This window comes from Planococcus liqunii (genome assembly GCF_030413595.1).
In the GTDB taxonomy this organism is placed as follows: domain Bacteria; phylum Bacillota; class Bacilli; order Bacillales_A; family Planococcaceae; genus Planococcus; species Planococcus liqunii.
In genome coordinates this window covers 2490861-2515680 of record NZ_CP129238.1, presented here as the reverse complement: position 1 = coordinate 2515680, position 24820 = coordinate 2490861, and the positions used below count along the sequence as shown (strand labels likewise).

Sequence of the window (24820 nt, the reverse complement as noted above, 5' to 3'; positions counted from 1 at the left end):
AAGGAGTGGTAATATGAGTTTCTTCAAAAAGCTAAAAGATAAATTTGCAGGAAATCCGGAGGCTGAAGAGTCAACCGAAAAATATAAAGAAGGCTTAACCAAGACACGCACCGGCTTCACGTCGAAAATTAATGATTTAGTGGCGAAGTACCGCAAAGTGGACGAAGATTTCTTTGAAGAATTAGAAGATATCCTGCTTCAGGCAGATGTCGGATTTGATACCGTGATGGAATTGATGGATCAGCTGCGTTATGAAGTGCAGCGCAAGAACGTCAAGGATACTTCCACTGTGCAGTCGGTCATTTCCGAAAAATTAGTGGAAATCTACCAGGCTGGTGAAGAGGAAATCAATGAACTCAAATTCGCCGATGATTTGACGGTCATCTTATTTGTTGGCGTCAACGGCGTCGGCAAAACGACGACTATCGCCAAATTGGCGCATCGCCTGAAAAATGAAGGGAAATCAGTGCTGTTGGCTGCGGGCGATACATTCCGTGCCGGTGCAATTGAACAATTGGATATTTGGGGCCAGCGCGTTGGCGTTGACGTAATTAAGCAAAGTGAAGGGTCGGATCCGGCAGCTGTTATGTATGACGCAGTCCGTGCCGCCAAATCGCGCGGCGTCGATGTCTTGATCTGCGATACGGCAGGGCGCTTGCAGAACAAAGTGAACTTGATGAACGAGCTGGAAAAAGTATACCGCGTCATTTCACGTGAAATTCCGGGTGCTCCTCATGAAGTGCTGCTTGCACTGGATGCTACAACTGGCCAAAATGCCTTGATCCAAGCTCAGATGTTCAAAGAAGCGACGGATGTAACCGGCATTGTTTTGACGAAATTGGATGGTACGGCGAAAGGCGGAATCGTTTTGGCGATTCGCAGCAAACTGAATATTCCTGTGAAGTTTGTCGGCCTTGGCGAACAGATGGATGATTTGCAGCCGTTTGATCCGCAAAAATATGTTTACGGTTTATTTGCCGAAGGCTTGGACAAAGAAGAAGAAACAGAAAACGCTGAAGCAGACAAGTAAAATTACTTGACGCTACTTGCGGTTTTCAGTATTCTAAACAGTAGAGTCAGTGGGGGTGAACAGCGATGATGGGGTTAGAAAAGACAACACGCATGAATTATTTGTTTGATTTCTATCAAGAATTGCTGACGCCAAAACAGCGCAGTTACATGATGCTGTATTATTTAGATGATCATTCCTTAGGTGAAATTGCTGAGACTTATAACATTACGCGCCAGGCGGTTTACGACAATATCCGCCGGACAGAAGCGATGCTTGAAGAATACGAAGCGAAATTGCAGCTTTTCGAGAAATTCCAGAAACGGCAGCAATTGGTTTCGTCATTTGAAAAACAGCCATTCTCAGAAGACCGGGTCCGGGAATTGCTGGACCAGCTTAAAGAATGGGATTAGGAGGCGGAAACAATGGCATTTGAAGGATTATCCGAACGCCTGCAAGGCACAATCCAGCGCATCAAAGGCAAAGGGAAAGTATCTGAAGCAGATGTGAAAGAGATGATGCGTGAAGTCCGTTTCGCATTAATCGAAGCGGATGTTAACTTGAAAGTTGTTAAAGAGTTTGTTAAAAAAGTCAGTGAACGCGCAGTTGGGGTAGATGTTATGCAAAGTTTGACGCCTGGCCAGCAAGTCGTAAAAATCGTTAAAGATGAATTGACGACGTTAATGGGCGGCGAACAAAGCAAAATCGAATTCTCAACTAAACAGCCGACTGTGATCATGATGGTCGGATTGCAAGGGGCCGGGAAAACGACCACTACGGGAAAACTCGCAAGTTTGCTCCGCAAAAAACACAACCGCAAACCTTTAATGGTGGCAGCGGATGTCTACCGTCCGGCAGCGATTCAGCAGCTGGAAACCATCGGCAAGCAATTGTCTCTTCCGGTCTTTTCGAAAGGGACGGATATTTCCCCGGTGGAAATTGCACGCCAAGCCATTGAATATGCAAAACAAGAACATATGGATACGGTCTTAATTGATACGGCAGGGCGTTTGCATGTGGATGAAAATCTGATGCAGGAACTGAAAGACATCCGTGCGTTAAAAGAACCGGATGAAATTTTCCTTGTTGTCGATGCCATGACTGGACAGGACGCGGTCAATGTTGCACAAAGCTTTAACGAAGCGCTAGGCATTACCGGCGTCGTTTTGACGAAGCTTGACGGGGATACTCGCGGCGGTGCGGCGCTTTCCATCCGTTCCGTAACCGAAAAACCGATTAAATTTGTCGGGATGGGCGAAAAAATGGATGCACTGGAAGCTTTTTATCCAGAACGTATGGCATCGCGGATTCTTGGCATGGGCGATATGCTGTCGCTGATTGAAAAGGCGCAGTCCAATGTCGATGAAGAAAAAGCACGGGAACTGGAAGAGAAGTTCAGGACTTCTTCGTTTACATTTGATGATTTCCTTGACCAAATGACCCAAGTGAAGCAAATGGGGCCGCTCGATGAAATCTTGAAAATGCTCCCAGGCGCCAATAAAATCAAAGGCCTTGAAAATGCGAAAGTGGACGAAAGCCAGATGGGTCGCGTCGAAGCGATTATCCGGTCGATGACCAAACAGGAGAAAATCACTCCTGAAATCATCAACTCAAACCGCCGCAAGCGGATTGCCAAAGGATCGGGCACATCTATCCAGGACGTTAACCGCCTGTTGAAGCAATTTGAAGACATGAAAAAAATGATGAAACAAATGTCCGGCATGAACCAAAAAGGCAAAAAGAAAATGTCTATGCCCGGATTGGACTCGCTTTTTAAATAATTTTTAAGGTGTTAAGAAAAAATACTTTACAAACTATTTAAAGCTTGCTAATATAATATCTTGTGTGAAACTATTCGGAGGTGCTTTAAGAAATGGCAGTAAAAATTCGCTTAAAACGTATGGGAGCTAAAAAATCTCCTTTTTACCGTATCGTAGTTGCTGATTCACGTTCACCACGTGACGGCCGTCAAATCCAGACAGTAGGTACTTACAACCCGCTAACAGTTCCAGCTGAAGTTAAAATCGACGAAGAATTAGCGTTGAAATGGCTTCACGATGGTGCAAAACCATCTGACACTGTTCGCAACTTGTTTTCTCAAAACGGCATTATGGAGAAATACCATAACGAAAAATTAAGCAAGTAAGGGAGTTTTTCTTATGAAGCAGCTGATTGAAACCATTGTGAAACCGCTGGTTGATCATCCGGATGAAGTTCGAGTCGAAACCGACGAAAATGCAAGCCGTATTGTCTACAAGCTTTCCGTGCATTCAGAAGATACAGGGAAAGTGATCGGGAAACAAGGACGCGTGGCGAAAGCCATCCGCTCCATCGTGTATTCAGCAGCAAGCAACTATCATAAGAAAAAGACTTACGTCGATATTGTGGATTAAGCAAAAAGGAAGGAGCCCTGGTTCCTTCCTTTTTTGTCAGATTAAAAGGAAATGAAAAACTAATAAAGATATGAATTTAGTTATTTATATAGGCTGGATAAATATTTTTGCTTTCTAATATTTCGCAAAACAGCTGCGAAGTTATTGGTCGAAGCTTGCGAGACCAATGGCTTTGCGACGAGCTTGCGCAGGAGCACAAGTCTTTGCCTTACCCGAAGCGGCCGAAGCGGTGTGTTAAAGGATATTCTTTAATTGAGAATAAAAAATGTTTAAATAGAAAGTGAAAGGGTGTTTTTGAGTGGAATGGTTTAATGTAGGGAAAATCGTTAATACCCACGGAATCCGAGGAGAAGTTCGGGTTTTATCGCGTACGGATTTCCCGGAAGAACGCTTTGCAATCGGGATGAAACTCGGCCTCTTTAAACCCGATGCCAAAAAACCGATCATGGTAACGGTTGCCAGCCACCGCCAGCATAAAAATTTCGAATTGCTGACGTTTGAAGGGTATCCGAACATCAATGACGTAGTGGAATTCAAAGATTCCTATTTGCGTATTGCGGAGCATGATTTGACGGAATTGGAAGACCATGCGTATTACCACCATGAAATTTTAGGCTGCATCGTCTTTTCAGAAGAAGGCCGGGAAATTGGCGCCATCACTGAAATTCTTGAAACTGGCGCGAATGATGTATGGGAAGTTACGCCGAAAGCCGGCAAAAAGCATTACATTCCGTATATCGAAGACGTCGTCAAAGAAATCGATGTGGATGAAAAGAAAGTGGTCATTGAAGTGTTGGAAGGTTTGTTGAACGAATGAAGATAAACGTCTTGTCTTTGTTTCCACCCATGTTCGAAGGGGTCTTCAACCAATCAATTTTAAAAAAAGCGCAAGAAAAAAATGCGGTCTCGCTCAATGTCACGGACATCCGTGAGTTTGCTGACAACAAACGCCAAGTGGACGATTATCCGTTTGGCGGCGGCGCCGGCATGGTTCTGAAGGCGGAACCGATTTTCAACGCAGTGGAATCCCTTGCCAAAAGCGAAAAAACCCGCGTAATCCTGATGTGTCCGCAAGGAGAACGCTTTACGCAGCAAAAAGCGGAAGAGCTTGCTCAGGAAGAAGAACTGGTGTTTATCTGCGGCCATTACGAAGGCTATGATGAACGCATCCGGGAACACTTGGTAACCGATGAAATATCAATCGGCGACTTTGTATTGACCGGCGGTGAACTGGCGGCAATGACTGTCATCGACAGCGTCGTCAGACTGCTTCCAGGCGTCCTTGGCAATGCGGACTCTCCTGTGCGCGACTCATTCTCGACCGGGCTGCTTGAACATCCTCAGTACACCCGTCCGGCTGATTTTAGAGGTTGGAAGGTTCCGCCTGTGCTGACATCTGGAAACCATGCAAAAGTGGACCAGTGGAGAGAGCAGCAGGCCTTGAAACGGACACTTGAACGGCGTCCCGATTTGTTTGATCATATCGAGTTGTCGGCGAGCCAGCAAAAGCTGTTGAATGAACTGAAAAAACAAGAAAATTAATTGGAATGTCTCTTGCATAAGCGGTTGTTTGGTGATACTATGGAGTCTGTACTTTTATGTGAAGTACAGGATCACGGTGTTCCGCTGCAACAGCTAATGTGTGCAAGAGCATCTGTAGAAGGAGAGAAAAAACATGCAAAACATTATTGCAGACATTACTAAAGAACAACTTCGCACGGATCTTCCAGATTTCCGTCCGGGAGACACTGTTCGTGTACACGTGAAAGTTGTCGAGGGAACTCGCGAACGTATTCAAATGTACGAAGGAGTTGTAATCGGTCGCCGTGGAGGCGGAATCAGTGAATCATTCACAGTCCGCAAAATCTCTTACGGTGTTGGTGTTGAACGTACATTCCCTGTACACACGCCAAAAATTGCACAACTTGATGTTGTTCGTCGTGGTAAAGTACGTCGTGCGAAATTGTACTACTTGCGTAACCTACGCGGTAAAGCAGCACGCATCAAAGAAATTCGATAAGATTGCATTAATGAAAGAGGGCGGAAGCGCCCTCTTTCTTTTTGTTTTCCTGGCAATTGCGAGCATTTTAAAAGCTCGGCTATTGAAGTCTTCTGGTGGGTATACAAAATTTCGCAATGCTGCTCAACTGCTCGTCTGGAGAAGGCTGCAGCCTTTTCGGTTTGAAGGGGGAGTGTGTATAGCCGCTTCCGCTTTTCTTTGCTAAAAAGAGGGAATCCTTGTACAATTAGATGAGAAAGTTTAGGGAGGAACACGGTATGGAACCTGAAGTGAAGAAAAAAAATGAAGTATGGGAATGGTCTAAGGCTCTACTGATTGCATTTGGGCTTGCTGCAATTATACGATTTTTCTTTTTCACGCCAATTGTCGTTGACGGTGAATCGATGATGCCGACTCTTGAGCACGGCGACCGCATGATCGTTAACAAAATAGGCTATACTGTCGGGGATCCTGATCGATTTGATATTATTGTTTTTCATGCACCTGAAGAAAAAGACTATATTAAGCGGATCATCGGTTTGCCGGGAGATCATCTGGCATACGAAAACGATCAGCTTTATATAAACGGCGAAGCGGTGGAAGAACCCTATTTGGATGCCTATAAACAAGGCATTACCGGAACGTTGACAGAAGATTTTACATTAGAAGAAAGAACCAATGAAAGTACGATCCCGGAAGGTTATGTATTTGTAATGGGCGACAACCGGAGAGCCAGCAAAGACAGCCGCCACATTGGCTTAGTGCCGATGGAAGAAGTCATCGGCAGCACCAATTTTGTGTTCTGGCCGATGCCGGAAGCGGGAGTCGTTAACTAAGGAGTGTTTTTATGACGATACAATGGTTTCCAGGGCATATGGCAAAAGCGAGAAGAGAAGTTACTGAAAAACTGAAATTGGTGGATATCATTTTCGAACTCGTGGATGCCCGGTTACCTTTATCTTCACGAAATCCAATGATTGATCAAGTGATTCAGCAAAAACCGCGTTTAATCATTTTAAACAAAATGGATATGGCCGATGAAGTTGAAACGAAAAAATGGATTCGTTATTTTGAAGAGCAAGGAACCCGCGCAGTTGCAATCAATTCCCTGGATGGAAGAGGTCTGCAATTAGTAACTAGAACATCGAAAGAAATATTGGCGGAAAAATGGGACCGGATGATTGCCAAAGGGATCAAACCACGGGCAATCCGTGCCATGATCGTCGGAATCCCGAACGTCGGCAAATCCACGCTCATTAACCGCCTTTCCAAGAAAAGCCTCGCGAAAACCGGCAATATGCCGGGTGTAACAAAAGCGCAGCAGTGGATCAAAGTAGGCAAAGAAATCGAACTGCTGGATACGCCGGGCATTCTGTGGCCGAAATTTGAAGATCCGGAAACCGGCTTTAAACTGGCTGTTACCGGAGCGATCAAAGACTCGGTCATCCAGATGCAGGAACTGGCGATTTATGCTTTGAAGTTCCTGGAAGAACGCTATCCGGAACGTTTAAAAGAACGCTACGGCATTGAACAAGTGGATGAAGATGTCGCTGTTGCATTTGAAATCATAGCCAAGAGACGAAGTTTTGTTTTGCCGGGCGGAGAAATTGATTACGATATGACGGCTGAAGCCATTGTCCGCGATATCCGGAATCAATACCTTGGCCGTGTCACTTTTGACTATTATGATGAAATGATTGTCGAGGAAGATTGAGGGAAAAGGCTGGCTCAAGCGATTGAGTCCAGCCTTTTTATTTTACAAAAGAAAAGGGATGAAAGCATGATGAAAATTGGAGAAGTCAAAGAACGACTGGCAGAAACCGTTGACTGGGAGACATGGATGGACGATATCCGTCAAGATCCACGGAAAAATGTCCAAGCGGCACTGGCGGGCTGGCAGCGCAAAAAAAATCTGCGCGACAAGCAGCAGCACGCCCATGATCAAAAAATTGAGTTCGACGCTTCTTTTAAAGAGAACCGGGAAGATCTTGTCTGCGGCATAGACGAAGCGGGGCGAGGGCCGCTGGCAGGTCCGGTTGTAACGGCCGCTGTGATATTGCCTGAAGATTGTTCCGTTTTAACCGGCTTGGATGATTCCAAAAAGTTGTCAAAAGCCAAGCGCGATCAGTATGCTGCGCTCATCAAAGAAATCGCCGTCAGTTACGCTGTGCACATCCAGCCGCCGGAAGAAATTGATGCCCAAAACATTTATCAGGCCACGAGAAGCTCGATGACCCAAGCAGCGCTGCAGCTGAATCCAAGACCTGATGTTATTCTGGCAGATGCCATGCAGCTGGATGCGGGAATCCATTGTGAATCGATTATTAAAGGGGATGCCAAAAGCCTGTGCATCGCGGCCGCATCGATTTTAGCAAAAACCGGCCGGGACGCCATTATGGCGGCGTACGCATCGGAATATCCGGCTTACGGTTTCGAGAAGCATGCCGGGTACGGAACGAAAGAGCATTTGATTGCGCTGGAGGAAAATGGTCCGTGCCCGATTCACCGGAAGACGTTCGAACCTGTAAAATCGATGGTTGAGCCGCCGCTTTCTTTGAGACTGGACTCCTAAGCTTGGCAGAAGTCTGAAGTTTTTTACAGGATAGCCGTCAACTGTGGACATTTTGGAACAACTTTAATACAATGATAAAGGCACTACATAAAGAACAAGATGTTTGATTGGAGGATGACAGATGAATATCCATGAATATCAGGGAAAACAAATCCTTAAACAATATGGAGTAGCAGTTCCTGAAGGCCATGTAGCTTTTTCTCCAGAAGAAGCAGTGAAAGCGGCTAAAGAACTAGGTACTGATGTTGTTGTGGTAAAAGCCCAAATCCACGCAGGTGGCCGCGGCAAAGCAGGCGGAGTCAAACTTGCGAAAAACTTGGATGAAGTGCGCACAATTGCGAAAGAATTGCTTGGCAAAGTGCTTGTAACTCATCAAACAGGTCCGGAAGGAAAAGAAGTGAAACGCTTGTACGTAGAAGCGGGAAGCGACATCCAGAAGGAATACTACTTAGGTTTGGTGCTTGACCGCGAAACTTCTCGTGTAACTCTTATGGGTTCAGAAGAAGGCGGAATGGACATCGAGGAAGTGGCAGCAAACAATCCGGAGCGCCTTTTCTATGAAGAAATCGACCCGGTTGTCGGCTTGACTGGCTTCCAGGCCCGCCGTATGGCATTCAACATGAACATCCCGGCGAAACTTGTCAACAAAGCAGCTAAATTGATGCTGGGCCTTTACCAGGCTTACGTTGATACAGATGCTGCCATCGTTGAGATCAACCCGCTAGTAGTGACTGGAGATGGACAAGTAGTGGCATTGGATGCGAAATTCAATTTCGATGCAAACGCTTTATACCGCCACCAGAACATTATGGAAATGCGCGATTACGACGAAGAAGATGCAAAAGAAATCGAAGCTTCAAAATATGACTTGAGCTATATTTCCCTAGACGGAAATATCGGCTGTATGGTTAACGGTGCTGGACTTGCGATGGCAACGATGGATACCATCAACTACTACGGCGGAACACCCGCTAACTTCCTTGACGTTGGGGGCGGTGCCACTGCTGAGAAAGTAACGGAAGCTTTCAAAATCATTCTTTCTGACAAGAATGTAAAAGGAATTTTCGTTAACATTTTCGGCGGTATCATGAAGTGCGACATCATCGCAGAAGGCGTTATCCAAGCTGCTAAAGAAGTTAGCTTGAATGTGCCTCTAGTTGTGCGCCTTGAAGGAACAAACGTAGAACTGGGCAAAAAACTGCTTAACGAATCAGGTCTTGATATTGTCGCAGCCGGCACAATGGCTGATGGCGCTAAAAAGATTGTAGAACTTGTAGGCTAAAGAAGGGCAGGGACAAAAATGAGTGTATATATTAACAAAGACACAAAAGTGCTTGTACAAGGGATTACAGGGTCAACTGCCCTTTTCCATACAAAGCAAATGCTCGAATACGGAACTAAAATCGTTGCTGGGGTAACACCTGGCAAGGGCGGCACTGAAGTTGAAGGCGTACCTGTATTCAATACAGTTGAAGACGCTGTTAAAGCTACAGGAGCAAACGTATCGGTAATTTATGTACCAGCTCCTTTCGCTGCAGATGCAATTCTTGAAGCGGTTGATGCTGATCTTGATATGGCAATTTGCATCACTGAACATATTCCGGTATTGGATATGGTAAAAGTGAAGCGCTACATGGAAGGCAAGAAAACCCGCCTGGTCGGACCAAACTGCCCAGGAGTTATCACGCCTGACGAATGTAAAATTGGCATCATGCCTGGCTACATCCATAAAAAAGGCCATGTCGGCGTAGTTTCCCGCTCTGGTACGTTGACGTATGAAGCGACTCACCAATTGTCTGAAGAAGGCATTGGCCAGTCTACAGCTGTTGGTATTGGTGGAGACCCGGTTAACGGAACAAACTTCATCGATGTACTGAAAGCTTTCAACGAAGACGAAGATACTTATGCGGTCGTTATGATTGGTGAAATCGGCGGAACAGCTGAAGAAGAAGCTGCTGCATGGATCCAAGAAAACATGACAAAACCGGTTGTCGGCTTTATCGGCGGACAAACTGCACCAGAAGGAAAACGTATGGGCCATGCCGGTGCGATCATTTCTGGCGGTAAAGGGACAGCTGCAGACAAGATCAAAGCAATGAACGCTGCTGGAATCGAAGTTGCAGAAACTCCTTCCGTTATCGGCGAGACTTTAATCCGAGTAATCAGAGAAAAAGGCTTGTACGACAAGTGTAAAACGCATTAATATAAAAGATAAGGCGCATCTTGCTGATGCGCCTTATTTTTGTTTAAAAAAAGGAGGAATATGATGAAAGATGATTACTTGCAGCGGCTCCTGGCTTTGCATTACGTTTACCCAAAACCGTTGAACCGGCTGCGGCGATTGATGTTCGACGATCCGGAACTGGAAAGGCTGGCAGCTCAAAGGCCGTCTGAACTAGCAAGCCGTCTGGAAATGCAGTTTGCCCAGGCAAACCAGTTAAAGAACGCCTACCTGGAAGCCTTAAGGACTCCATTTTGCGAAGTTTACGCAAAACATAAGATAACCCCCATATCTTATCGCCACCCACACTACCCCGACTCCCTTATGGAGCTGATCGATCCGCCGGCCGTCCTGTATGCGAAGGGCCGGACCGAATTGCTGCTGGCCTCCGAAAAAATAGCAGTCATCGGCTCTCGGAATGCTTCTCCTTATTCTCGGCAAGCCATCCATGCGTTGTTGCCTTCTTTAATTGAGCAAAATATTGTCATTATCAGCGGTCTGGCTAAAGGGGCAGATGCAATGGCACACGCAGCGGCAATTGAGCTCGGCGGGCAGACCATCGCTGTGACTGGCAGCGGCTTTATGCATCCGTATCCGAAAGAAAACGCCGGCTTGCATAATATAATAGAAGAAAAATATTTATCCATAACCGAATATCCGCCTTATATGCAGCCGAAGCGCTGGAATTTCCCTATGCGAAACCGCATTATCAGCGGGTTGTCGCAAGGCGTCCTCGTGACGGAAGCGAAAGTGAAAAGCGGTACTTTGAGCACGGTGGAACACGCTTTGGACCACGGAAAAGATATTTTTGCTGTTCCGGGAAATATATTTTCCGACTTGTCTGCCGGGCCGCATAAATTGATTGCAGAAGGCGCAAAACCTGTCTGGAAAGGCAGTCATATTCTTGAGGAATACAGGCAATTAATTGGGAAAAATGATTAGCGGCAAATGAAAAGCCTTGCATTCCGCTAAAAACTGTTATACATTTTGCAACAGGTAATTCTTTTATATATTTTAAGAAACCTCTATGAGGAGGAATATTCATGTCGGATTATTTGGTAATTGTTGAATCGCCTGCCAAGGCGAAAACAATTGAACGATATTTAGGGAAAAAGTACAAAGTCCGTGCATCTCTTGGGCATTTGCGGGATTTGCCCCGCAGCCAAATGGGTGTGGATGTTGAAAATAACTACGAACCCCGTTATATCACCATCAGAGGCAAAGGCCCAATTTTACAAGACTTAAAAAAAGAAGCGAAAAAAGCGAAGAAAGTCTTTCTCGCAGCTGACCCGGATCGCGAAGGGGAAGCAATTGCTTGGCATTTGGCCAATGCCCTCGGCGTTGACCAAAGCACTGAATGCCGAGTCGTGTTCAACGAGATTACAAAAGACGCCATTAAAGAATCATTTAAACACCCGCGGAAAATTGACATGGATTTAGTTGATGCCCAGCAAGCCCGGCGGATACTCGATCGCCTGGTCGGATACAGCATCAGTCCGCTGCTTTGGAAAAAAGTAAAAAAAGGCTTGTCGGCTGGGCGCGTCCAGTCGGTTGCTCTCGGCTTGATCATCGACCGGGAAAATGAGATCAAAAACTTCGAACCGGAAGAATACTGGTCCATTACAGGCGAATTTGAAAAAGCGAAAAAGAAATTTGAAGCACAATTTTATGGAACTGCAGATGAAAAGGTCAAATTGCAAAACGAAAGCGATGTAAAAGCAGTAATGGCATCGATGAAAGGCAAAGACTTTTCGGTAAACCGTGTTGTGAAAAAAGAAAGAAAGAGAAATCCTTCCCCTTCTTTTACAACTTCTTCCCTCCAGCAGGAGGCAGCCCGCAAATTAAATTTCCGTGCTAAAAAGACCATGATGCTTGCCCAGCAATTGTACGAAGGCATTCAAATCGGCAAAGAAGGCATAACGGGATTGATTACGTACATGCGTACCGATTCCACCCGCATCTCCGATACCGCGAAAAAAGATGCACTTGATTTTATTGTGGGTAATTACGGCGAAGATTATGTGACAAAAGCAGCCGCTGCAAAGCAGTCCGCCAAGTCGCAGGATGCCCACGAAGCGGTTCGCCCCACAAGCGTGCTGCGGACGCCGGAATCGGTGAAGAGCATCCTATCCCGTGACCTGTACCGATTGTATAAGCTGATCTGGGACCGCTTTGTTGCCAGCCAGATGTCGCCGGCTGTGCTTGACACCGTGATGGCAGAACTCCAAAACGGAGATGCTGTTTTCCGTGCCAACGGTTCACAAGTGAAGTTTCCCGGTTTTATGAAGCTTTATATTGAAGGAACTGACGACCAAACGGAAGACAAAGACAATATTTTGCCGGAAATGGCCGAAGGTGATACGGTTAAAGCGGTGGCCATTGAACCGAAGCAGCATTTCACACAGCCGCCTCCGCGCTTTACAGAAGCCCGTTTGGTCCGTACGCTCGAAGAACTGGGCATAGGCCGTCCGTCAACGTATGCGCCAACACTGGATACCATCCAGAAGCGCGGCTATGTAGCGTTGGATGCTAAGCGCTTTATCCCGACCGAACTGGGAGAAATCGTCCATAGTCTGGTCAGTGAATTTTTCCCGGATATCTTGAATATCGAGTTTACTGCAAAAATGGAAAATGACCTCGATAGCGTAGAAGATGGGGAAATTGACTGGCGTGCCATTATCGACTTGTTCTATCTGGATTTCGAAAAAGATCTCCGGGTCGCAGAAGAAGAAATGGAAAAAGTGCAGATCAAAGATGAGCCTGCCGGAGAAGATTGTGAACAATGTGGTTCACCGATGGTCTTTAAACTGGGCCGCTATGGCAAATTCATGGCGTGCAGCAATTTCCCGGACTGCCGCAATACAAAAGCAATCGTCAAACACATCGGCGTGACATGCCCAACTTGTAAAGAAGGCGAAATTGTCGAACGGAAAAGCAAGAAACGCCGGATCTTCTATGGCTGTGAACGCTATCCGGAATGTGACTTTGTGTCATGGGACAAACCGATTGAGCGGCCGTGTCCGAAATGTGCGCAGCTGCTTGTAGAAAAGAAAGTGAAAAAAGGCGTGCAGATCAACTGCACAAACTGTGATTACAAAGAAGAAGTTCAATAATTGATAGAGGTGTTTTAACATGACAAAATACGTAAACATTATCGGAGCTGGACTTGCAGGAAGCGAAGCAGCATGGCAAGTGGCAAAACGGGGCATCAACGTGCGCTTGTACGAAATGCGCCCGGTCAAACAGACGCCAGCCCACCATACAGACAAATTCGCCGAACTGGTTTGCTCCAACTCGCTGCGCGCTAATTCTTTAACGAATGCAGTCGGCGTCATCAAAGAAGAAATGCGCCATTTGAACTCGGTCATTATTGAATCTGCGGATCGCGCATCTGTTCCGGCTGGAGGGGCGCTTGCAGTAGACCGCCATGAATTCGCCGGTATGGTAACCGACAAAGTCCGCAATCACCCGCTTGTTGAAGTCATCAACGAAGAAGTGACGGAAATTCCGGAAGGCATCACCATTATTGCAACAGGTCCGTTGACGTCTCCGGCACTAGCTGAGAAAATCCGTGAACTGACCGGTGAAGAATATCTGTACTTCTACGACGCAGCGGCTCCGATTGTGGAAAAAGACAGCATTGATATGGACAAAGTCTACTTGAAATCCCGTTATGACAAAGGGGAAGCGGCTTACTTGAACTGTCCGATGACAGAAGAGGAATTCAACCGTTTCCGTACCGCTTTAGTGGAAGCGGAAGTGGTGCCGTTAAAAGAGTTTGAGAAAGAAATTTACTTTGAAGGCTGTATGCCGATTGAAGTCATGGCAGCGCGGGGCGAAAAGACATTGACATTCGGTCCGATGAAACCGGTTGGCCTTGAAGATCCAAAGACCGGAAAACGCCCTTATGCAGTCGTGCAATTGCGACAGGACGATGCAGCAGGTACGCTTTATAACATCGTCGGCTTCCAGACGCATTTGAAATGGGGACCGCAAAAAGAAGTGCTGCGCATGATTCCGGGACTTGAAAACGTGGAAATCGTGCGTTACGGAGTGATGCACCGCAATACGTTCATCAACTCGCCGCGCGTTTTGCAGCCGACGTACCAGCTGAAAGCAAATCCGAATATTTTCTTTGCCGGCCAAATGACGGGCGTTGAAGGATACGTGGAATCAGCAGGAAGCGGCTTGCTTGCCGGCATCAATGCAGCGAAATTGGCATTGGGCGAAGAACAGGTTGTGCTTCCGGCAGAAACGGCTCTTGGCAGCATGGCCCGCTACATTACCGAAGCGGACAGCAAGAACTTCCAGCCGATGAATGTGAACTTCGGTTTGTTCCCGGATCTTGGCGAACGCATCCGTTCAAAGCAGGAGCGTGCAGAAAAGCATGCTGAACGTGCGCTTGCTGCAATTCACAATTATATGAATACAGTGACTGTTTAATTTGAAAAAAGCCTCTAAATGTTGGTATAATTTAGAGGCTTTTGTATTTGCAAAAAAAGGTGGGTGCATTGGATGCAGAAAGAAGAAATGCTCAAATCTTTTATGGCTTACATTCAACTTGAAAAAAATTATTCTGAACACACCGTCCACCATTACGAGAAAGATTTGGAGGATTTTTTTCTTTTTCTGAATCAAGAAAATGTGCAGGATATCCGAGAAGTGGAATACTTGCATGCCAGGAATTATGTGACTCAACTTTATGAAGCCAAATTGTCGCGAACGACAATTTCCCGGAAAATCTCATCAATTCGTTCATTTTTCAAATACGGCAACCGGGAATTTGCTTTAAATGAAGCGGCGTTCCGTTCGTTGTATCATCCGAAAAAAGAAGAAAGGCTTCCTCAATTTTTCTATGAAGAAGAAATGGAAGCTTTGTTTGCGTCCGTGCAAGGCGAAGATAAATTGTCGATCCGCAACACCGCACTGCTGGAATTGCTGTATGCCACAGGCATGCGGGTCAGTGAGTGTGTCTCCATCCGCATGCAGGATCTGGACCGGCAAATGCAGATCGTGAAAGTGATGGGGAAAGGGCGGAAAGAACGATACATCCCGTATGGCCAGTTTGCCCACGATGCATTGGAACATTATATCGAGGAAGTTCGTCCTAAATTGATGAAGAAGCAGGACCATCAAGGCTTATTCGTTAATAACCGTGGCGAACAGCTGACAGACAGAGGGGTTCGCCACATTTTAAGCGAATGCATGAAAAAAGCTTCTGTCAACTCATCCATCTATCCCCATATGATCCGCCATACATTTGCGACTCATTTATTGAATAACGGAGCTGACATGCGGACTGTACAGGAATTGCTTGGGCATTCGCACTTGAGCTCGACTCAAGTATATACGCATGTAACGAAAGAGCATTTGAGAAAAACCTATTTAAATTCACATCCAAGAGCCTAGGGAGGACATGTATATGCAGGAATTTCATGCAACAACAATATTTGCAGTAAAGCATAACGGCGAATGTGCCATGGCCGGGGACGGCCAAGTCACTTTCGGCAATGCAGTGGTCATGAAACACACCGCGCGAAAAGTCCGGAAATTATACAATGGCCAAGTACTTACCGGATTTGCAGGATCCGTTGCGGATGCTTTCACTCTTTTCGAAATGTTTGAAGGCAAACTGACGGAGTACAACGGCAATTTGCAGCGTGCTGCAGTTGAACTGGCCAAGCAGTGGCGCGGAGATAAGATTTTGCGCCAATTGGAAGCGATGCTGATTGTCATGAACAAAGACGAACTTTTACTGGTGGCAGGAACCGGGGAAGTCATCGAACCGGATGACGGAATTTTGGCAATCGGTTCTGGCGGCAATTTTGCCCTTGCTGCCGGAAGAGCCTTGAAGAAGTATTCAGGCGACCAGTTAACAGCCAAAGAAATCGCGAAAGCGGCTTTGGAAACGGCTGCAGATATATGTGTTTACACCAACCATCAAATTATTGTGGAGGAGCTGGACAAATGAATAAACAGCAGGATTTAACTCCAAGACAAATTACCGATCATCTTGACCGCTACATCGTCGGTCAAAAAGATGCGAAACGCTCCATTGCCATTGCATTGCGCAACCGCTACCGCCGCAGCCGGCTTGATGAGGAGCTGCGTGAAGAAGTAATTCCGAAAAACATTTTGATGATCGGGCCGACAGGCGTCGGGAAAACCGAAATTGCCCGCCGCATTGCAAAACTGACCGGTGCACCGTTTGTAAAAGTGGAAGCTACGAAATTTACAGAAGTCGGCTATGTCGGGCGTGATGTGGAATCTATGGTGCGCGACTTGGTGGAAGCGGCTGTCCGCATTGTAAAAGAAGAAAAATTTGAAGCTGTGAAGGTACAGGCCGAAGCTGCAGCGAACGAACGAATCGTTAAGTTGCTGGCGCCTTCCCGCCGCAAAAAGCAAAACAGCCAAAATCCGCTGGAAGTTCTTTTTGGGCAAAAAATGGAAGCGGAAGAAGAGGATACAACCGCTGAAGTGGAAGTCCGCGTGAAGAGAAGAGAGCTTGCAGCAGATTTAAAAGCCGGCAAGCTGGAAGATGAATGGGTCGTAGTGGAAGTTGATGAGAATATCCCTTCCATGTTTGATGCCCTGCAAGGTTCGGGAATGGAACAAATGGGCGCAAACATGCAGGATGCTTTGTCTTCATTGATGCCGAAGAAAAAGAAAAAGCGCCGCTTGCAAGTAAAAGAAGCACGCCGGATTTTGGCAGCTGAAGAAGCAGCAAAAATGGTGGATGATGAAGAAGTTGCAATGGAAGCCATCCAGCGCTCTGAACAGCAGGGAATTATCTTCATCGATGAAATGGACAAGATTGCGAGCAAAAACAGTTCTTCGTCAGCGGATGTTTCGAGGGAAGGAGTGCAGCGTGATATTTTGCCGATTGTCGAAGGATCAACAGTCTCTACGAAATACGGTGCAGTCAAAACCGATTACATGCTGTTTGTAGCAGCAGGTGCCTTTCATATGACAAAACCGTCAGACTTGATTCCAGAATTGCAGGGGCGTTTCCCGATCCGGGTGGAACTGCAGAAGTTGGAAGTCAATGATTTTGTCAAAATTTTAACAGAACCAAAACATTCTTTGATAAATCAGTATAAAGCCCTTCTCGAAACAGAGGGAGTTGTGGTACACTTCAATGATGCGTCTATTGTCAGACTCGCGGAAATTGCGTATGAAGTGAATCAGGATACCGATAATATTGGAGCACGCCGGCTCCATACGATATTGGAACGCTTACTTGAGGATTTATCTTTTGAAGCATCTGAGATTTCGCCGGCACAAATTGACATTACACCCCAATATGTGAACGAAAAACTTGAAAATGTGGCGAAAAATAAAGATTTGTCACAATTTATCCTGTAATTCGAGGCAAAAGAGTTTCATTAAAGAGTAAAAACCTTTAGAATATTTAATAAATAGTGCTTGAAAACTGTAGGAGGTTCATTTAAATGAATTTATTGGAAAAAACAAGACGCATTAACTCGATGCTGCAAGCTGCAGCAGGAAAACCTGTGAACTTTAAAGACATGGCTGAAACATTAAGCGAAGTAATCGAATGCAACGCTTTTGTTGTTAGCCGCAAAGGGAAATTGCTTGGATTTGCAATTAACCAGCAAATCGAAAACGAACGTATGAAAAAAATGCTTGAAGAGCGTCAATTCCCGCTTGAGTACACGCAAAACCTTTCAAACATCCACGAAACATCTGCTAACTTGGATGTAAACAGCGAACACACAATCTTCCCTGTGGAAGAACGTGACTTGTTCAAAGGCGGTTTGACAACAATCGTTCCAATCATTGGCGGAGGAGAGCGTCTAGGCACACTTCTTCTTGGCCGTGTAAACGAGCCGTTTGAAGACGACGATTTGATTTTGGGCGAATACGGCGCAACAGTAGTAGGGATGGAAATCCTTCGCGAAAAAGGCGACCGCATCGAAGAAGAAGCACGCAGCAAAGCGGTTGTTCAAATGGCGATTTCTTCACTTTCATACAGTGAACTTGAAGCAATTGAACACATTTTTGAAGAATTGGACGGCAACGAAGGTTTGCTGGTCGCTTCAAAAATCGCTGACCGTGTAGGCATCACTCGTTCAGTTATCGTTAACGCATTGCGCAAACTTGAAAGTGCCGGCGTTATCGAATCCCGTTCTCTAGGAATGAAAGGGACATACATTAAAGTCTTGAACACAAAATTCCTAGCTGAATTAGAACAATTGAAAATGAACTAATCAAAATCAAAAGGTGCCGGTCCGTTCCGGCGCCTTTTTTTGTTCTCTAGAGCCGGCATGAAGATCGGCTCTAAAAATTGAGCTTAGAGTTGGACGTGCACCTGCACCGGGCTACTAGCCTGGCGAATCCATATAAAAACATCCAGGCACCCTTGTAAACCGGTGTTATTCTCTGGATATTGCCGCGCGGAAATTCGAGGCTTGAACAAGCGCTGGCAATTGCTTGCAACTTTTAAGAGAAACTTGTTGCAGAACGAAGAAGAGCCGTGGTATAATTTCAAATGGTGTTAAATACACACGCATTCAGATTTGTTCCGCAGGTGCTTTTTAAAAGTAACGGTTCAGAGAAGAAGAGTGCGGAGGGAAAAAATAACCTATCAGGAGGAAACACACATGTCAGTAATTTCTATGAAACAATTGCTTGAAGCTGGGGTACACTTTGGCCACCAGACTCGCCGTTGGAACCCGAAAATGAAAAAATATATTTTCGTTGAGCGTAACGGTATCTACATTATCGATCTTCAAAAAACAGTCCGCAAATTGGAGGAAGCTTACAGCTTCATGAAACAAGTGGGCGAAGAAGGCGGTAAAGTACTATTCGTCGGAACGAAAAAACAAGCTCAGGACGCGATCAAAGAAGAAGCAGAGCGCTCTGGCAACTACTACATCAACCAACGTTGGTTGGGTGGAACACTTACTAACTTCGGTACAATCCAAAAACGTGTAAACCGTTTGAAACAAATCGAGCGCATGGAAGAAGATGGAACTTTCGAAGTTCTACCGAAAAAAGAAGTTGTTCAATTGAAGAAACAACACGAACGCCTTGTTAAATTCCTTGGCGGTATCCGTGACATGAGTTCACTTCCGGACGTAATGTTCGTAGTTGACCCACGCAAAGAACGCATTGCTGTAGCAGAAGCAATGAAATTGAACATTCCAATCGTAGGTATCGTTGATACTAACTGTGATCCGGATGAAATCGATTATGTAATTCCTGCAAACGATGATGCAATCCGTGCTGTTAAACTATTAACTGGTAAAATGGCAGACGCTTTGCTTGAGTCTAAACCGGAAGAAGACGAAGAAACTCCAGCTGTTGCTGCTGAGTAATTCACAAGTAGTACAGGTGATAAGCGGCCAACCCCACTTATCACCTTTTTTTGAGAAAACGCAGATATTCTAAGGAGGAAATTAATCATGGCAGTTACAGCTCAAATGGTAAAAGAATTGCGCGAAAAAACAGGCGCAGGTATGATGGATTGCAAAAAAGCACTAGTTCAGACAGACGGCGACATCGATGCAGCAATCGATTTCTTGCGTGAAAAAGGCCTTTCAAGCGCTTCTAAGAAAGCTGACCGCATTGCAGCTGAAGGGATTACTTCAATCCTTGTAAAAGGCAATGACGCAGTAATTTTCGAAGTAAACGCTGAAACGGACTTTGTAGCGAAAAACGAAGGCTTCCAAACTTTGGTTAAAGAATTGGGCGAGCACTTGATCGAAACAAAACCGGCTACGATTGAAGAAGCAACTGCTTCAACAATGTCTAACGGTTCTACAGTTGCAGACCACATCTCAAATGCGATTGCTAAAATCGGTGAAAAAATCAATTTGCGCCGCTTTGAAATCCGCACTAAAACAGACGCTGACGCTTTCGGGCCATACCTTCACATGGGTGGACGCATCTCCGTACTAGTCGTTCTTGAAAACTCTACAGACGAAAGTGCAGCTCGCGACATCGCGATGCACATCGCTGCATTAAACCCTAAATACGTATCACGCGATGAAGTTTCTGCTGATGAAGTAGAACACGAGCGCAAAGTATTGACAGAACAAGCTCTGAACGAAGGAAAACCTGAAAAAATCGTTGCTAAAATGGTTGAAGGCCGCCTAGGCAAATACTTCGAAGACGTTTGCTTGCTTGACCAGGCATTCGTTAAGAATTCTGACCAAAAAGTACGTGACTTCGCAGCTTCAACTGGTGGATCTGTAAAAGAATTCATCCGTTACGAAGTTGGAGAAGGCATCGAAAAACGCGAAGATAACTTTGCTGATGAAGTAATGAGCCAAGTCAACAAAAAATAAGGTCTAATCTTATATGATTCAACCTGGGGAACACTGAAAGGTGTTCCCTATTTTTCAATAAAAGTGTAACGGAGGGTACCGATGAGTGTTCAACAGTATAAACGCATTGTGCTAAAACTAAGTGGAGAAGCGATGGCAGGCGGACAAGGGTTCGGTTTGTCTCCTGAAATTATCAAGGCGGTCGCTAGCCAAGTGAAAGAAGTAGTGGAACTTGGCGTAGAAGTTGCAGTCGTTGTAGGAGGCGGCAATATCTGGAGAGGCAAAGTCGGATCTGAAATGGGAATGGACCGCGCAACTGCAGATTATATGGGAATGCTGGCAACTGTCATGAATTCATTGGCACTGCAAGATTCATTGGAAAAACAAGGCGTCGAAACACGCGTCCTGTCTTCAATTGAAATGCGCCAAGTTGCAGAACCCTATATCCGCAGAAGAGCGATTCGCCATTTAGAGAAAAAGCGGGTTGTTATTTTTGCAGCAGGTACAGGAAATCCTTACTTCTCAACGGATACGACAGCTGCACTTCGCGCAGCTGAAATTGAAGCCGATGTTATTTTGATGGCGAAGAACAATGTGGATGGCGTCTACTCTGCAGACCCTAAAACAGATGATTCGGCAGTCAAATACGATGAGTTGTCTTACTTCGATGTAATTCAGCAAGGATTGCAAGTTATGGATTCCACTGCCTCCACACTTTGTATGGACAATGACATCCCACTCGTAGTATTCTCAATTATGGAAAACGGAAATATAAAACGGGCTGTACTCGGTGAAAAAATCGGGACAGTAGTGAGGAGAACATTATAATGCCGAAAAATGTGATGAACGAAACGAAGACGAAAATGGAAAATGCAATTTCAGCTTTTTCACGTGAACTTTCTTCAATCCGTGCAGGACGTGCGAACCCTTCTATCCTGAACAAATTGACAGTTGACTATTACGGTGCACCTACACCGATCAACCAGGTTGCGGGTGTATCTGTACCGGAAGCTCGTCTGATTGTAATTCAGCCTTACGATAAAACGATCATGGGCGATATCGAAAAAGCCATTATGAAATCGGATCTTGGCTTAAGCCCTTCGAACGACGGCACGGTAATTCGCCTAGCGATTCCAGCTTTAACAGAAGAACGCCGTAAAGACTTGGTGAAACAAGTGAAAAAAGAAGCGGAAGAAGCAAAAGTGGGGATCCGCAACATTCGCCGTGATGCAAACGACGATTTCAAAAAGCTTGAGAAAAAGAGCGAAATTACGGAAGATGATTTGCGCAGCTATGGAGATGAAGTCCAAAAATTGACGGATTCCTATATCAGCAAAATCGACGAAGTTGCTAAAACTAAAGAAAAAGAAATAATGGAAGTCTAAACCGAACTTTCACTATTGCTGAGCGTCCTGTATTACAGGACGCTTTTTCATGCCAAAAATTGTCTTGCATCGTGAAAGTAAGCGCACAATGCCGATTTTTTTGATATGATAAGCAATAGACATGCCGATTTGTAACAGGTGGAGGATTAAACTATGTTCAATAAATTATTAAAACGAATGGCAGATCCAGCTTTGGAAGATGCAGTGCTAGGATACGAAGAGCGCTTATATGAGGTTGCCAAAGAAGGAGTTCCGGCTCATATTGCCATTATTATGGACGGCAACGGACGCTGGGCCAAAAAACGTTCTTTGCCGAGAGTAGCAGGCCATCACGAAGGAATGAAAACGGTCCGCAAAATTACAAAGCTGGCCAATCATTTAGGCGTTGAGGTTTTGACCCTTTATGCATTTTCCACAGAAAACTGGAAACGTCCAAAAATGGAAGTTGATTTTCTTATGCGCTTGCCGGAAGAATTTTTATCCACATTTCTGCCTGAATTGATAGAAGAGAATGTCCGTGTTGAAATGATAGGCTATCACCACAATTTGCCTTCACATACGATTTCTGCGATCAGAAAAGCGAAGGAAGCCACAAAGCACAATACGGGACTTGTGCTGAATTTTGCGCTGAACTACGGCAGCCGTTCAGAAATCGTTGATGCCGTCAAAGATATAGCGGCCCAAGTGGCAGCAGGAGAACTTGATTTGGCAGACATCACAGAAGAACGTATTTCATCAGGGTTGATGACAAATGAGTTGCCGGAACCTGATTTGCTGATCCGCACAAGCGGAGAAGTCCGGTTAAGCAACTTTATGCTCTGGCAATTGGCCTACACGGAATTGTGGTTTACGGAAACTTTGTGGCCGGATTTCGGGGAAGAGTCTTTGCTGGAAGCAGTTGAGAATTACCAGAAGCGAAATCGCAGATTTGGAGGATTGAAAGGGGAAGAAGCAAATTGAAACAACGCATCATAACTGGAGTTATTGCTGCAGCTCTTTTCATTCCTTTTGTGTATATCGGTGGGACGCCATTTATTCTTTTGATGTATGCATTAGGAACGATCGGATTGCAGGAATTATTGAAGATGAAAGGCCGGACACTTTGGAGCATTCCAGGGCTCATCTCACTTTTTGGATTGTACGCCTTCATGCTGCCCGATCAATGGGCAGCTCAAATTTATGAGTGGACCGGTTACATAAAAGTGGAATTCGCTTTTTTAGCAGTGATTTTGCTGCTTATACATACGGTTGTTGTTAAGAATAGCTTTACATTTGATGATGCAGCATTTGCCGTGCTTGGTACGCTGTATTTAGGAATGGGCTTTTACTACACAATTGAAACACGCGAGTATGGGCTTGCTTATATTATTTTTGCGTTGTTCATCGTCTGGTTTACAGATTCCGGAGCGTATTTTACTGGCCGCAAAATCGGCAAACGGAAACTATGGCCGGAAATTTCGCCGAATAAAACCATAGAAGGCTTTATCGGCGGCATTGTATGGGCAATTGGCATCGGCTTGATTTTGAATTATTTTGTCGACTTGGACAAACCGATTCTGATTATCATCGCCGTATCGATTATTGCTTCGATATTTGGCCAAATGGGTGATTTAGTGGAATCAGCGTTAAAGCGCCATTTCAACGTCAAGGACTCAGGGAATATCCTGCCTGGCCACGGCGGCATACTGGACCGCTTTGACAGCATTCTGTTTGTCATGCCGTTGCTGCACTTTTTACATTTCATCTAAGAAAGGGTTTTTCAAATGGCAAAAAGCATTATTTTGCTGGGTGCCACCGGTTCGATCGGTGTGCAGACAGCCGATATTATCCGTGAACATCCAGAAGAGTTTTCATTGGCCGGATTCGCTGCCGGCAAAAACATGGCAGTAACTCGGGAGTTTATCCGTGAATTTCATCCGGAAATTGTTTGTGTACAAAACGATGAAGATGCCGCTTCCTTGAGAAATGAATTTCCTGGCGTCCATGTCGTTTCCGGTGATTCAGGTTTAATCGAAACGGCTACATACGAAGCGGATGTTTTGGTCAATGCAGTCCTTGGCAGTGTCGGGCTGAAACCGACTTTAGAAGCGATCAAGCTGGGGCGTACGGTAGCGATTGCCAACAAAGAAACATTGGTAACGGCCGGCCACTTGGTCATGCAAAGCGCTAAAGAATATGGAGCGACCATTCTACCGGTCGACAGTGAGCACTCAGCGCTGTTCCAGTCACTGAACGGAGAAAAAAGAGAACAGGCCAGCCGTTTGATTCTAACCGCATCTGGTGGCAGCTTCCGCGACTCTACCCGTGACGATTTAAAAAACGTCACGGTAAAAGAAGCATTGAACCATCCCAATTGGTCCATGGGCGCAAAAATTACGATTGATTCGGCGACCATGGTCAATAAAGGGCTGGAAGTGATTGAAGCCCACGTATTATTTGACTTTGACTACAACGACATCGACGTCTTGCTGCACCGTGAAAGCATTATCCATTCCATGGTGGAATTCCAGGACACGAGTGTGATGGCGCAATTGGGTACACCGGACATGCGGGTGCCGATTCAATACGCGCTCACTTATCCGGATCGATTGCCGCGCCCGGAAGCCAAACGGTTGAATTTGGCGGAAATCGGCAAACTTCATTTTCGGGAAATGGATTACGACCGTTTTCGTGCATTGAAAATGGCTTTTGAAGCGGGCCGCGCAGGCGGTACGATGACGACGGTTTTGAATGCCGCCAACGAACAAGCTGTGGCGATGTTTTTAAATGAAGAAATTACATTTTTACAAATTGAAGAGTTGATTGAACGCGCGATGCATAGCCACCAGCTGGTTTCAGCGCCGGATTTGGAAACGATTTTACACGTAGATGCTGAAACAAGAAAATCCGTCAAAAACATGCTAAAATAACGAAAGATTAAAACCGAAAACGGTTTATAAGGATGGGTTT

The 24820-nt window shown here is 45.5% G+C and carries 27 protein-coding genes; all 27 read left to right on the top strand.

Translation table 11 applies throughout. The features are described 5' to 3' along the window. Positions 1 to 13 precede the first annotated feature (13 nt). The 27 genes from ftsY (at position 14) to dxr (ending at position 24780) form a co-directional block, all read left to right on the top strand. Entirely contained in the window at positions 14 to 1030 is a 1017-nt protein-coding gene (ftsY, locus tag QWY22_RS12740; RefSeq protein ID WP_300981224.1) for a signal recognition particle-docking protein FtsY, read from the top strand. A gap of 68 nt (positions 1031 to 1098) precedes the next feature. Continuing rightward, positions 1099 to 1422, top strand: coding sequence for a putative DNA-binding protein (locus tag QWY22_RS12735; RefSeq protein ID WP_300984388.1), 324 nt, complete (start codon positions 1099 to 1101; stop codon positions 1420 to 1422). A 12-nt stretch (positions 1423 to 1434) separates the two neighbouring features. Next, positions 1435 to 2790 carry a signal recognition particle protein gene (ffh, locus tag QWY22_RS12730; protein WP_300981223.1) on the top strand — a complete coding sequence of 452 codons (1356 nt, stop codon included), beginning with the start codon at positions 1435 to 1437 and terminating at the stop codon, positions 2788 to 2790. A 92-nt stretch (positions 2791 to 2882) separates the two neighbouring features. Continuing rightward, complete coding sequence (gene rpsP / locus QWY22_RS12725; protein WP_036806713.1) at positions 2883 to 3155, top strand: 30S ribosomal protein S16; 273 nt, start codon at positions 2883 to 2885, stop codon at positions 3153 to 3155. A gap of 13 nt (positions 3156 to 3168) precedes the next feature. Further along, positions 3169 to 3402 (top strand): KH domain-containing protein, encoded by a 234-nt coding sequence (locus QWY22_RS12720; protein WP_036806711.1) that lies wholly within the window; start codon positions 3169 to 3171, stop codon positions 3400 to 3402. A 298-nt stretch (positions 3403 to 3700) separates the two neighbouring features. Further along, entirely contained in the window at positions 3701 to 4219 is a 519-nt protein-coding gene (gene rimM / locus QWY22_RS12715; protein WP_300981222.1) for a ribosome maturation factor RimM, read from the top strand. Further along, a complete protein-coding gene (trmD, locus tag QWY22_RS12710; protein ID WP_300981221.1) occupies positions 4216 to 4944 on the top strand; it encodes a tRNA (guanosine(37)-N1)-methyltransferase TrmD in 729 nt (242 codons plus the stop codon). The genes rimM and trmD overlap by 4 nt, the downstream gene beginning before the upstream one ends. Positions 4945 to 5077: 133 nt before the next feature. Beyond that, complete coding sequence (gene rplS / locus QWY22_RS12705) at positions 5078 to 5422, top strand: 50S ribosomal protein L19 (RefSeq protein ID WP_036806705.1); 345 nt, start codon at positions 5078 to 5080, stop codon at positions 5420 to 5422. Positions 5423 to 5679: 257 nt separating this feature from the next. Next, positions 5680 to 6237 carry a signal peptidase I gene (lepB, locus tag QWY22_RS12700; RefSeq protein WP_300981220.1) on the top strand — a complete coding sequence of 186 codons (558 nt, stop codon included), beginning with the start codon at positions 5680 to 5682 and terminating at the stop codon, positions 6235 to 6237. Positions 6238 to 6248: 11 nt separating this feature from the next. After that, the gene (gene ylqF, locus QWY22_RS12695; protein ID WP_300981219.1) at positions 6249 to 7115 is read left to right on the top strand and encodes a ribosome biogenesis GTPase YlqF; all 867 of its coding nucleotides are present in this window, start codon (positions 6249 to 6251) and stop codon (positions 7113 to 7115) included. 66 nt (positions 7116 to 7181) lie between these two features. Further along, positions 7182 to 7973 carry a ribonuclease HII gene (gene rnhB, locus QWY22_RS12690; RefSeq protein ID WP_300981218.1) on the top strand — a complete coding sequence of 264 codons (792 nt, stop codon included), beginning with the start codon at positions 7182 to 7184 and terminating at the stop codon, positions 7971 to 7973. A gap of 121 nt (positions 7974 to 8094) precedes the next feature. After that, on the top strand, positions 8095 to 9255 hold the full coding sequence (gene sucC / locus QWY22_RS12685; protein ID WP_053166442.1) for an ADP-forming succinate--CoA ligase subunit beta: 1161 nt from the start codon (positions 8095 to 8097) through the stop codon (positions 9253 to 9255). A gap of 18 nt (positions 9256 to 9273) precedes the next feature. Beyond that, on the top strand, positions 9274 to 10176 hold the full coding sequence (gene sucD / locus QWY22_RS12680; protein WP_036806696.1) for a succinate--CoA ligase subunit alpha: 903 nt from the start codon (positions 9274 to 9276) through the stop codon (positions 10174 to 10176). Between the two features lie 63 nt (positions 10177 to 10239). Further along, positions 10240 to 11136 carry a DNA-processing protein DprA gene (gene dprA, locus QWY22_RS12675; protein WP_300981217.1) on the top strand — a complete coding sequence of 299 codons (897 nt, stop codon included), beginning with the start codon at positions 10240 to 10242 and terminating at the stop codon, positions 11134 to 11136. 101 nt (positions 11137 to 11237) lie between these two features. Next, on the top strand, positions 11238 to 13307 hold the full coding sequence (gene topA, locus QWY22_RS12670) for a type I DNA topoisomerase (RefSeq protein WP_036806692.1): 2070 nt from the start codon (positions 11238 to 11240) through the stop codon (positions 13305 to 13307). Positions 13308 to 13326: 19 nt separating this feature from the next. Beyond that, on the top strand, positions 13327 to 14637 hold the full coding sequence (gene trmFO, locus QWY22_RS12665) for an FADH(2)-oxidizing methylenetetrahydrofolate--tRNA-(uracil(54)-C(5))-methyltransferase TrmFO (RefSeq protein ID WP_300981216.1): 1311 nt from the start codon (positions 13327 to 13329) through the stop codon (positions 14635 to 14637). 72 nt (positions 14638 to 14709) lie between these two features. Beyond that, on the top strand, positions 14710 to 15603 hold the full coding sequence (xerC, locus tag QWY22_RS12660) for a tyrosine recombinase XerC (RefSeq protein WP_036806688.1): 894 nt from the start codon (positions 14710 to 14712) through the stop codon (positions 15601 to 15603). A gap of 13 nt (positions 15604 to 15616) precedes the next feature. Further along, on the top strand, positions 15617 to 16165 hold the full coding sequence (gene hslV, locus QWY22_RS12655; protein WP_036806686.1) for an ATP-dependent protease subunit HslV: 549 nt from the start codon (positions 15617 to 15619) through the stop codon (positions 16163 to 16165). Beyond that, entirely contained in the window at positions 16162 to 17559 is a 1398-nt protein-coding gene (hslU, locus tag QWY22_RS12650; RefSeq protein ID WP_300981215.1) for an ATP-dependent protease ATPase subunit HslU, read from the top strand. Before hslV ends, hslU begins: the two co-directional genes overlap by 4 nt. Before the next feature lie 86 nt (positions 17560 to 17645). After that, a complete protein-coding gene (gene codY, locus QWY22_RS12645) occupies positions 17646 to 18425 on the top strand; it encodes a GTP-sensing pleiotropic transcriptional regulator CodY (protein ID WP_036806682.1) in 780 nt (259 codons plus the stop codon). A 393-nt stretch (positions 18426 to 18818) separates the two neighbouring features. Beyond that, entirely contained in the window at positions 18819 to 19535 is a 717-nt protein-coding gene (gene rpsB / locus QWY22_RS12640) for a 30S ribosomal protein S2 (RefSeq protein ID WP_036806680.1), read from the top strand. Positions 19536 to 19622: 87 nt separating this feature from the next. Then, positions 19623 to 20507: a translation elongation factor Ts gene (gene tsf / locus QWY22_RS12635; RefSeq protein WP_300981214.1), complete on the top strand. Its 885-nt coding sequence runs from the start codon at positions 19623 to 19625 to the stop codon at positions 20505 to 20507. A gap of 81 nt (positions 20508 to 20588) precedes the next feature. Next, on the top strand, positions 20589 to 21314 hold the full coding sequence (gene pyrH / locus QWY22_RS12630; protein WP_300981213.1) for a UMP kinase: 726 nt from the start codon (positions 20589 to 20591) through the stop codon (positions 21312 to 21314). Further along, complete coding sequence (gene frr, locus QWY22_RS12625) at positions 21314 to 21871, top strand: ribosome recycling factor (protein ID WP_300981212.1); 558 nt, start codon at positions 21314 to 21316, stop codon at positions 21869 to 21871. The genes pyrH and frr overlap by 1 nt, the downstream gene beginning before the upstream one ends. 153 nt (positions 21872 to 22024) lie before the next feature. Continuing rightward, positions 22025 to 22831 (top strand): undecaprenyl pyrophosphate synthase, encoded by an 807-nt coding sequence (gene uppS / locus QWY22_RS12620; protein WP_300981211.1) that lies wholly within the window; start codon positions 22025 to 22027, stop codon positions 22829 to 22831. Then, positions 22828 to 23619, top strand: coding sequence for a phosphatidate cytidylyltransferase (locus QWY22_RS12615; protein ID WP_300981210.1), 792 nt, complete (start codon positions 22828 to 22830; stop codon positions 23617 to 23619). The genes uppS and QWY22_RS12615 overlap by 4 nt, the downstream gene beginning before the upstream one ends. A 15-nt stretch (positions 23620 to 23634) precedes the next feature. Then, positions 23635 to 24780: a 1-deoxy-D-xylulose-5-phosphate reductoisomerase gene (dxr, locus tag QWY22_RS12610; RefSeq protein WP_300981209.1), complete on the top strand. Its 1146-nt coding sequence runs from the start codon at positions 23635 to 23637 to the stop codon at positions 24778 to 24780. The last annotated feature ends 40 nt before the right edge of the window (positions 24781 to 24820 follow it).

Excerpts from the sequence above, each read along its gene's own strand:
- trmFO (WP_300981216.1), top strand. The coding sequence starts at position 13,327 with ATGACAAAATACGTAAACATTATCGGAGCTGGACTTGCAGGAAGCGAA.
- frr (WP_300981212.1), top strand. The coding sequence starts at position 21,314 with ATGCCGAAAAATGTGATGAACGAAACGAAGACGAAAATGGAAAATGCA.
- uppS (WP_300981211.1), top strand. The coding sequence starts at position 22,025 with ATGTTCAATAAATTATTAAAACGAATGGCAGATCCAGCTTTGGAAGAT.
- rplS (WP_036806705.1), top strand. The coding sequence starts at position 5,078 with ATGCAAAACATTATTGCAGACATTACTAAAGAACAACTTCGCACGGAT.
- lepB (WP_300981220.1), top strand. The coding sequence starts at position 5,680 with ATGGAACCTGAAGTGAAGAAAAAAAATGAAGTATGGGAATGGTCTAAG.
- ffh (WP_300981223.1), top strand. The coding sequence starts at position 1,435 with ATGGCATTTGAAGGATTATCCGAACGCCTGCAAGGCACAATCCAGCGC.
- hslU (WP_300981215.1), top strand. The coding sequence starts at position 16,162 with ATGAATAAACAGCAGGATTTAACTCCAAGACAAATTACCGATCATCTT.
- dxr (WP_300981209.1), top strand. The coding sequence starts at position 23,635 with ATGGCAAAAAGCATTATTTTGCTGGGTGCCACCGGTTCGATCGGTGTG.
- codY (WP_036806682.1), top strand. The coding sequence starts at position 17,646 with ATGAATTTATTGGAAAAAACAAGACGCATTAACTCGATGCTGCAAGCT.
- sucD (WP_036806696.1), top strand. The coding sequence starts at position 9,274 with ATGAGTGTATATATTAACAAAGACACAAAAGTGCTTGTACAAGGGATT.
- rpsB (WP_036806680.1), top strand. The coding sequence starts at position 18,819 with ATGTCAGTAATTTCTATGAAACAATTGCTTGAAGCTGGGGTACACTTT.
- hslV (WP_036806686.1), top strand. The coding sequence starts at position 15,617 with ATGCAGGAATTTCATGCAACAACAATATTTGCAGTAAAGCATAACGGC.
- trmD (WP_300981221.1), top strand. The coding sequence starts at position 4,216 with ATGAAGATAAACGTCTTGTCTTTGTTTCCACCCATGTTCGAAGGGGTC.
- rpsP (WP_036806713.1), top strand. The coding sequence starts at position 2,883 with ATGGCAGTAAAAATTCGCTTAAAACGTATGGGAGCTAAAAAATCTCCT.
- xerC (WP_036806688.1), top strand. The coding sequence starts at position 14,710 with ATGCAGAAAGAAGAAATGCTCAAATCTTTTATGGCTTACATTCAACTT.
- rnhB (WP_300981218.1), top strand. The coding sequence starts at position 7,182 with ATGATGAAAATTGGAGAAGTCAAAGAACGACTGGCAGAAACCGTTGAC.
- sucC (WP_053166442.1), top strand. The coding sequence starts at position 8,095 with ATGAATATCCATGAATATCAGGGAAAACAAATCCTTAAACAATATGGA.
- ftsY (WP_300981224.1), top strand. The coding sequence starts at position 14 with ATGAGTTTCTTCAAAAAGCTAAAAGATAAATTTGCAGGAAATCCGGAG.
- QWY22_RS12720 (WP_036806711.1), top strand. The coding sequence starts at position 3,169 with ATGAAGCAGCTGATTGAAACCATTGTGAAACCGCTGGTTGATCATCCG.
- topA (WP_036806692.1), top strand. The coding sequence starts at position 11,238 with ATGTCGGATTATTTGGTAATTGTTGAATCGCCTGCCAAGGCGAAAACA.
- ylqF (WP_300981219.1), top strand. The coding sequence starts at position 6,249 with ATGACGATACAATGGTTTCCAGGGCATATGGCAAAAGCGAGAAGAGAA.
- dprA (WP_300981217.1), top strand. The coding sequence starts at position 10,240 with ATGAAAGATGATTACTTGCAGCGGCTCCTGGCTTTGCATTACGTTTAC.
- tsf (WP_300981214.1), top strand. The coding sequence starts at position 19,623 with ATGGCAGTTACAGCTCAAATGGTAAAAGAATTGCGCGAAAAAACAGGC.
- QWY22_RS12735 (WP_300984388.1), top strand. The coding sequence starts at position 1,099 with ATGGGGTTAGAAAAGACAACACGCATGAATTATTTGTTTGATTTCTAT.
- pyrH (WP_300981213.1), top strand. The coding sequence starts at position 20,589 with ATGAGTGTTCAACAGTATAAACGCATTGTGCTAAAACTAAGTGGAGAA.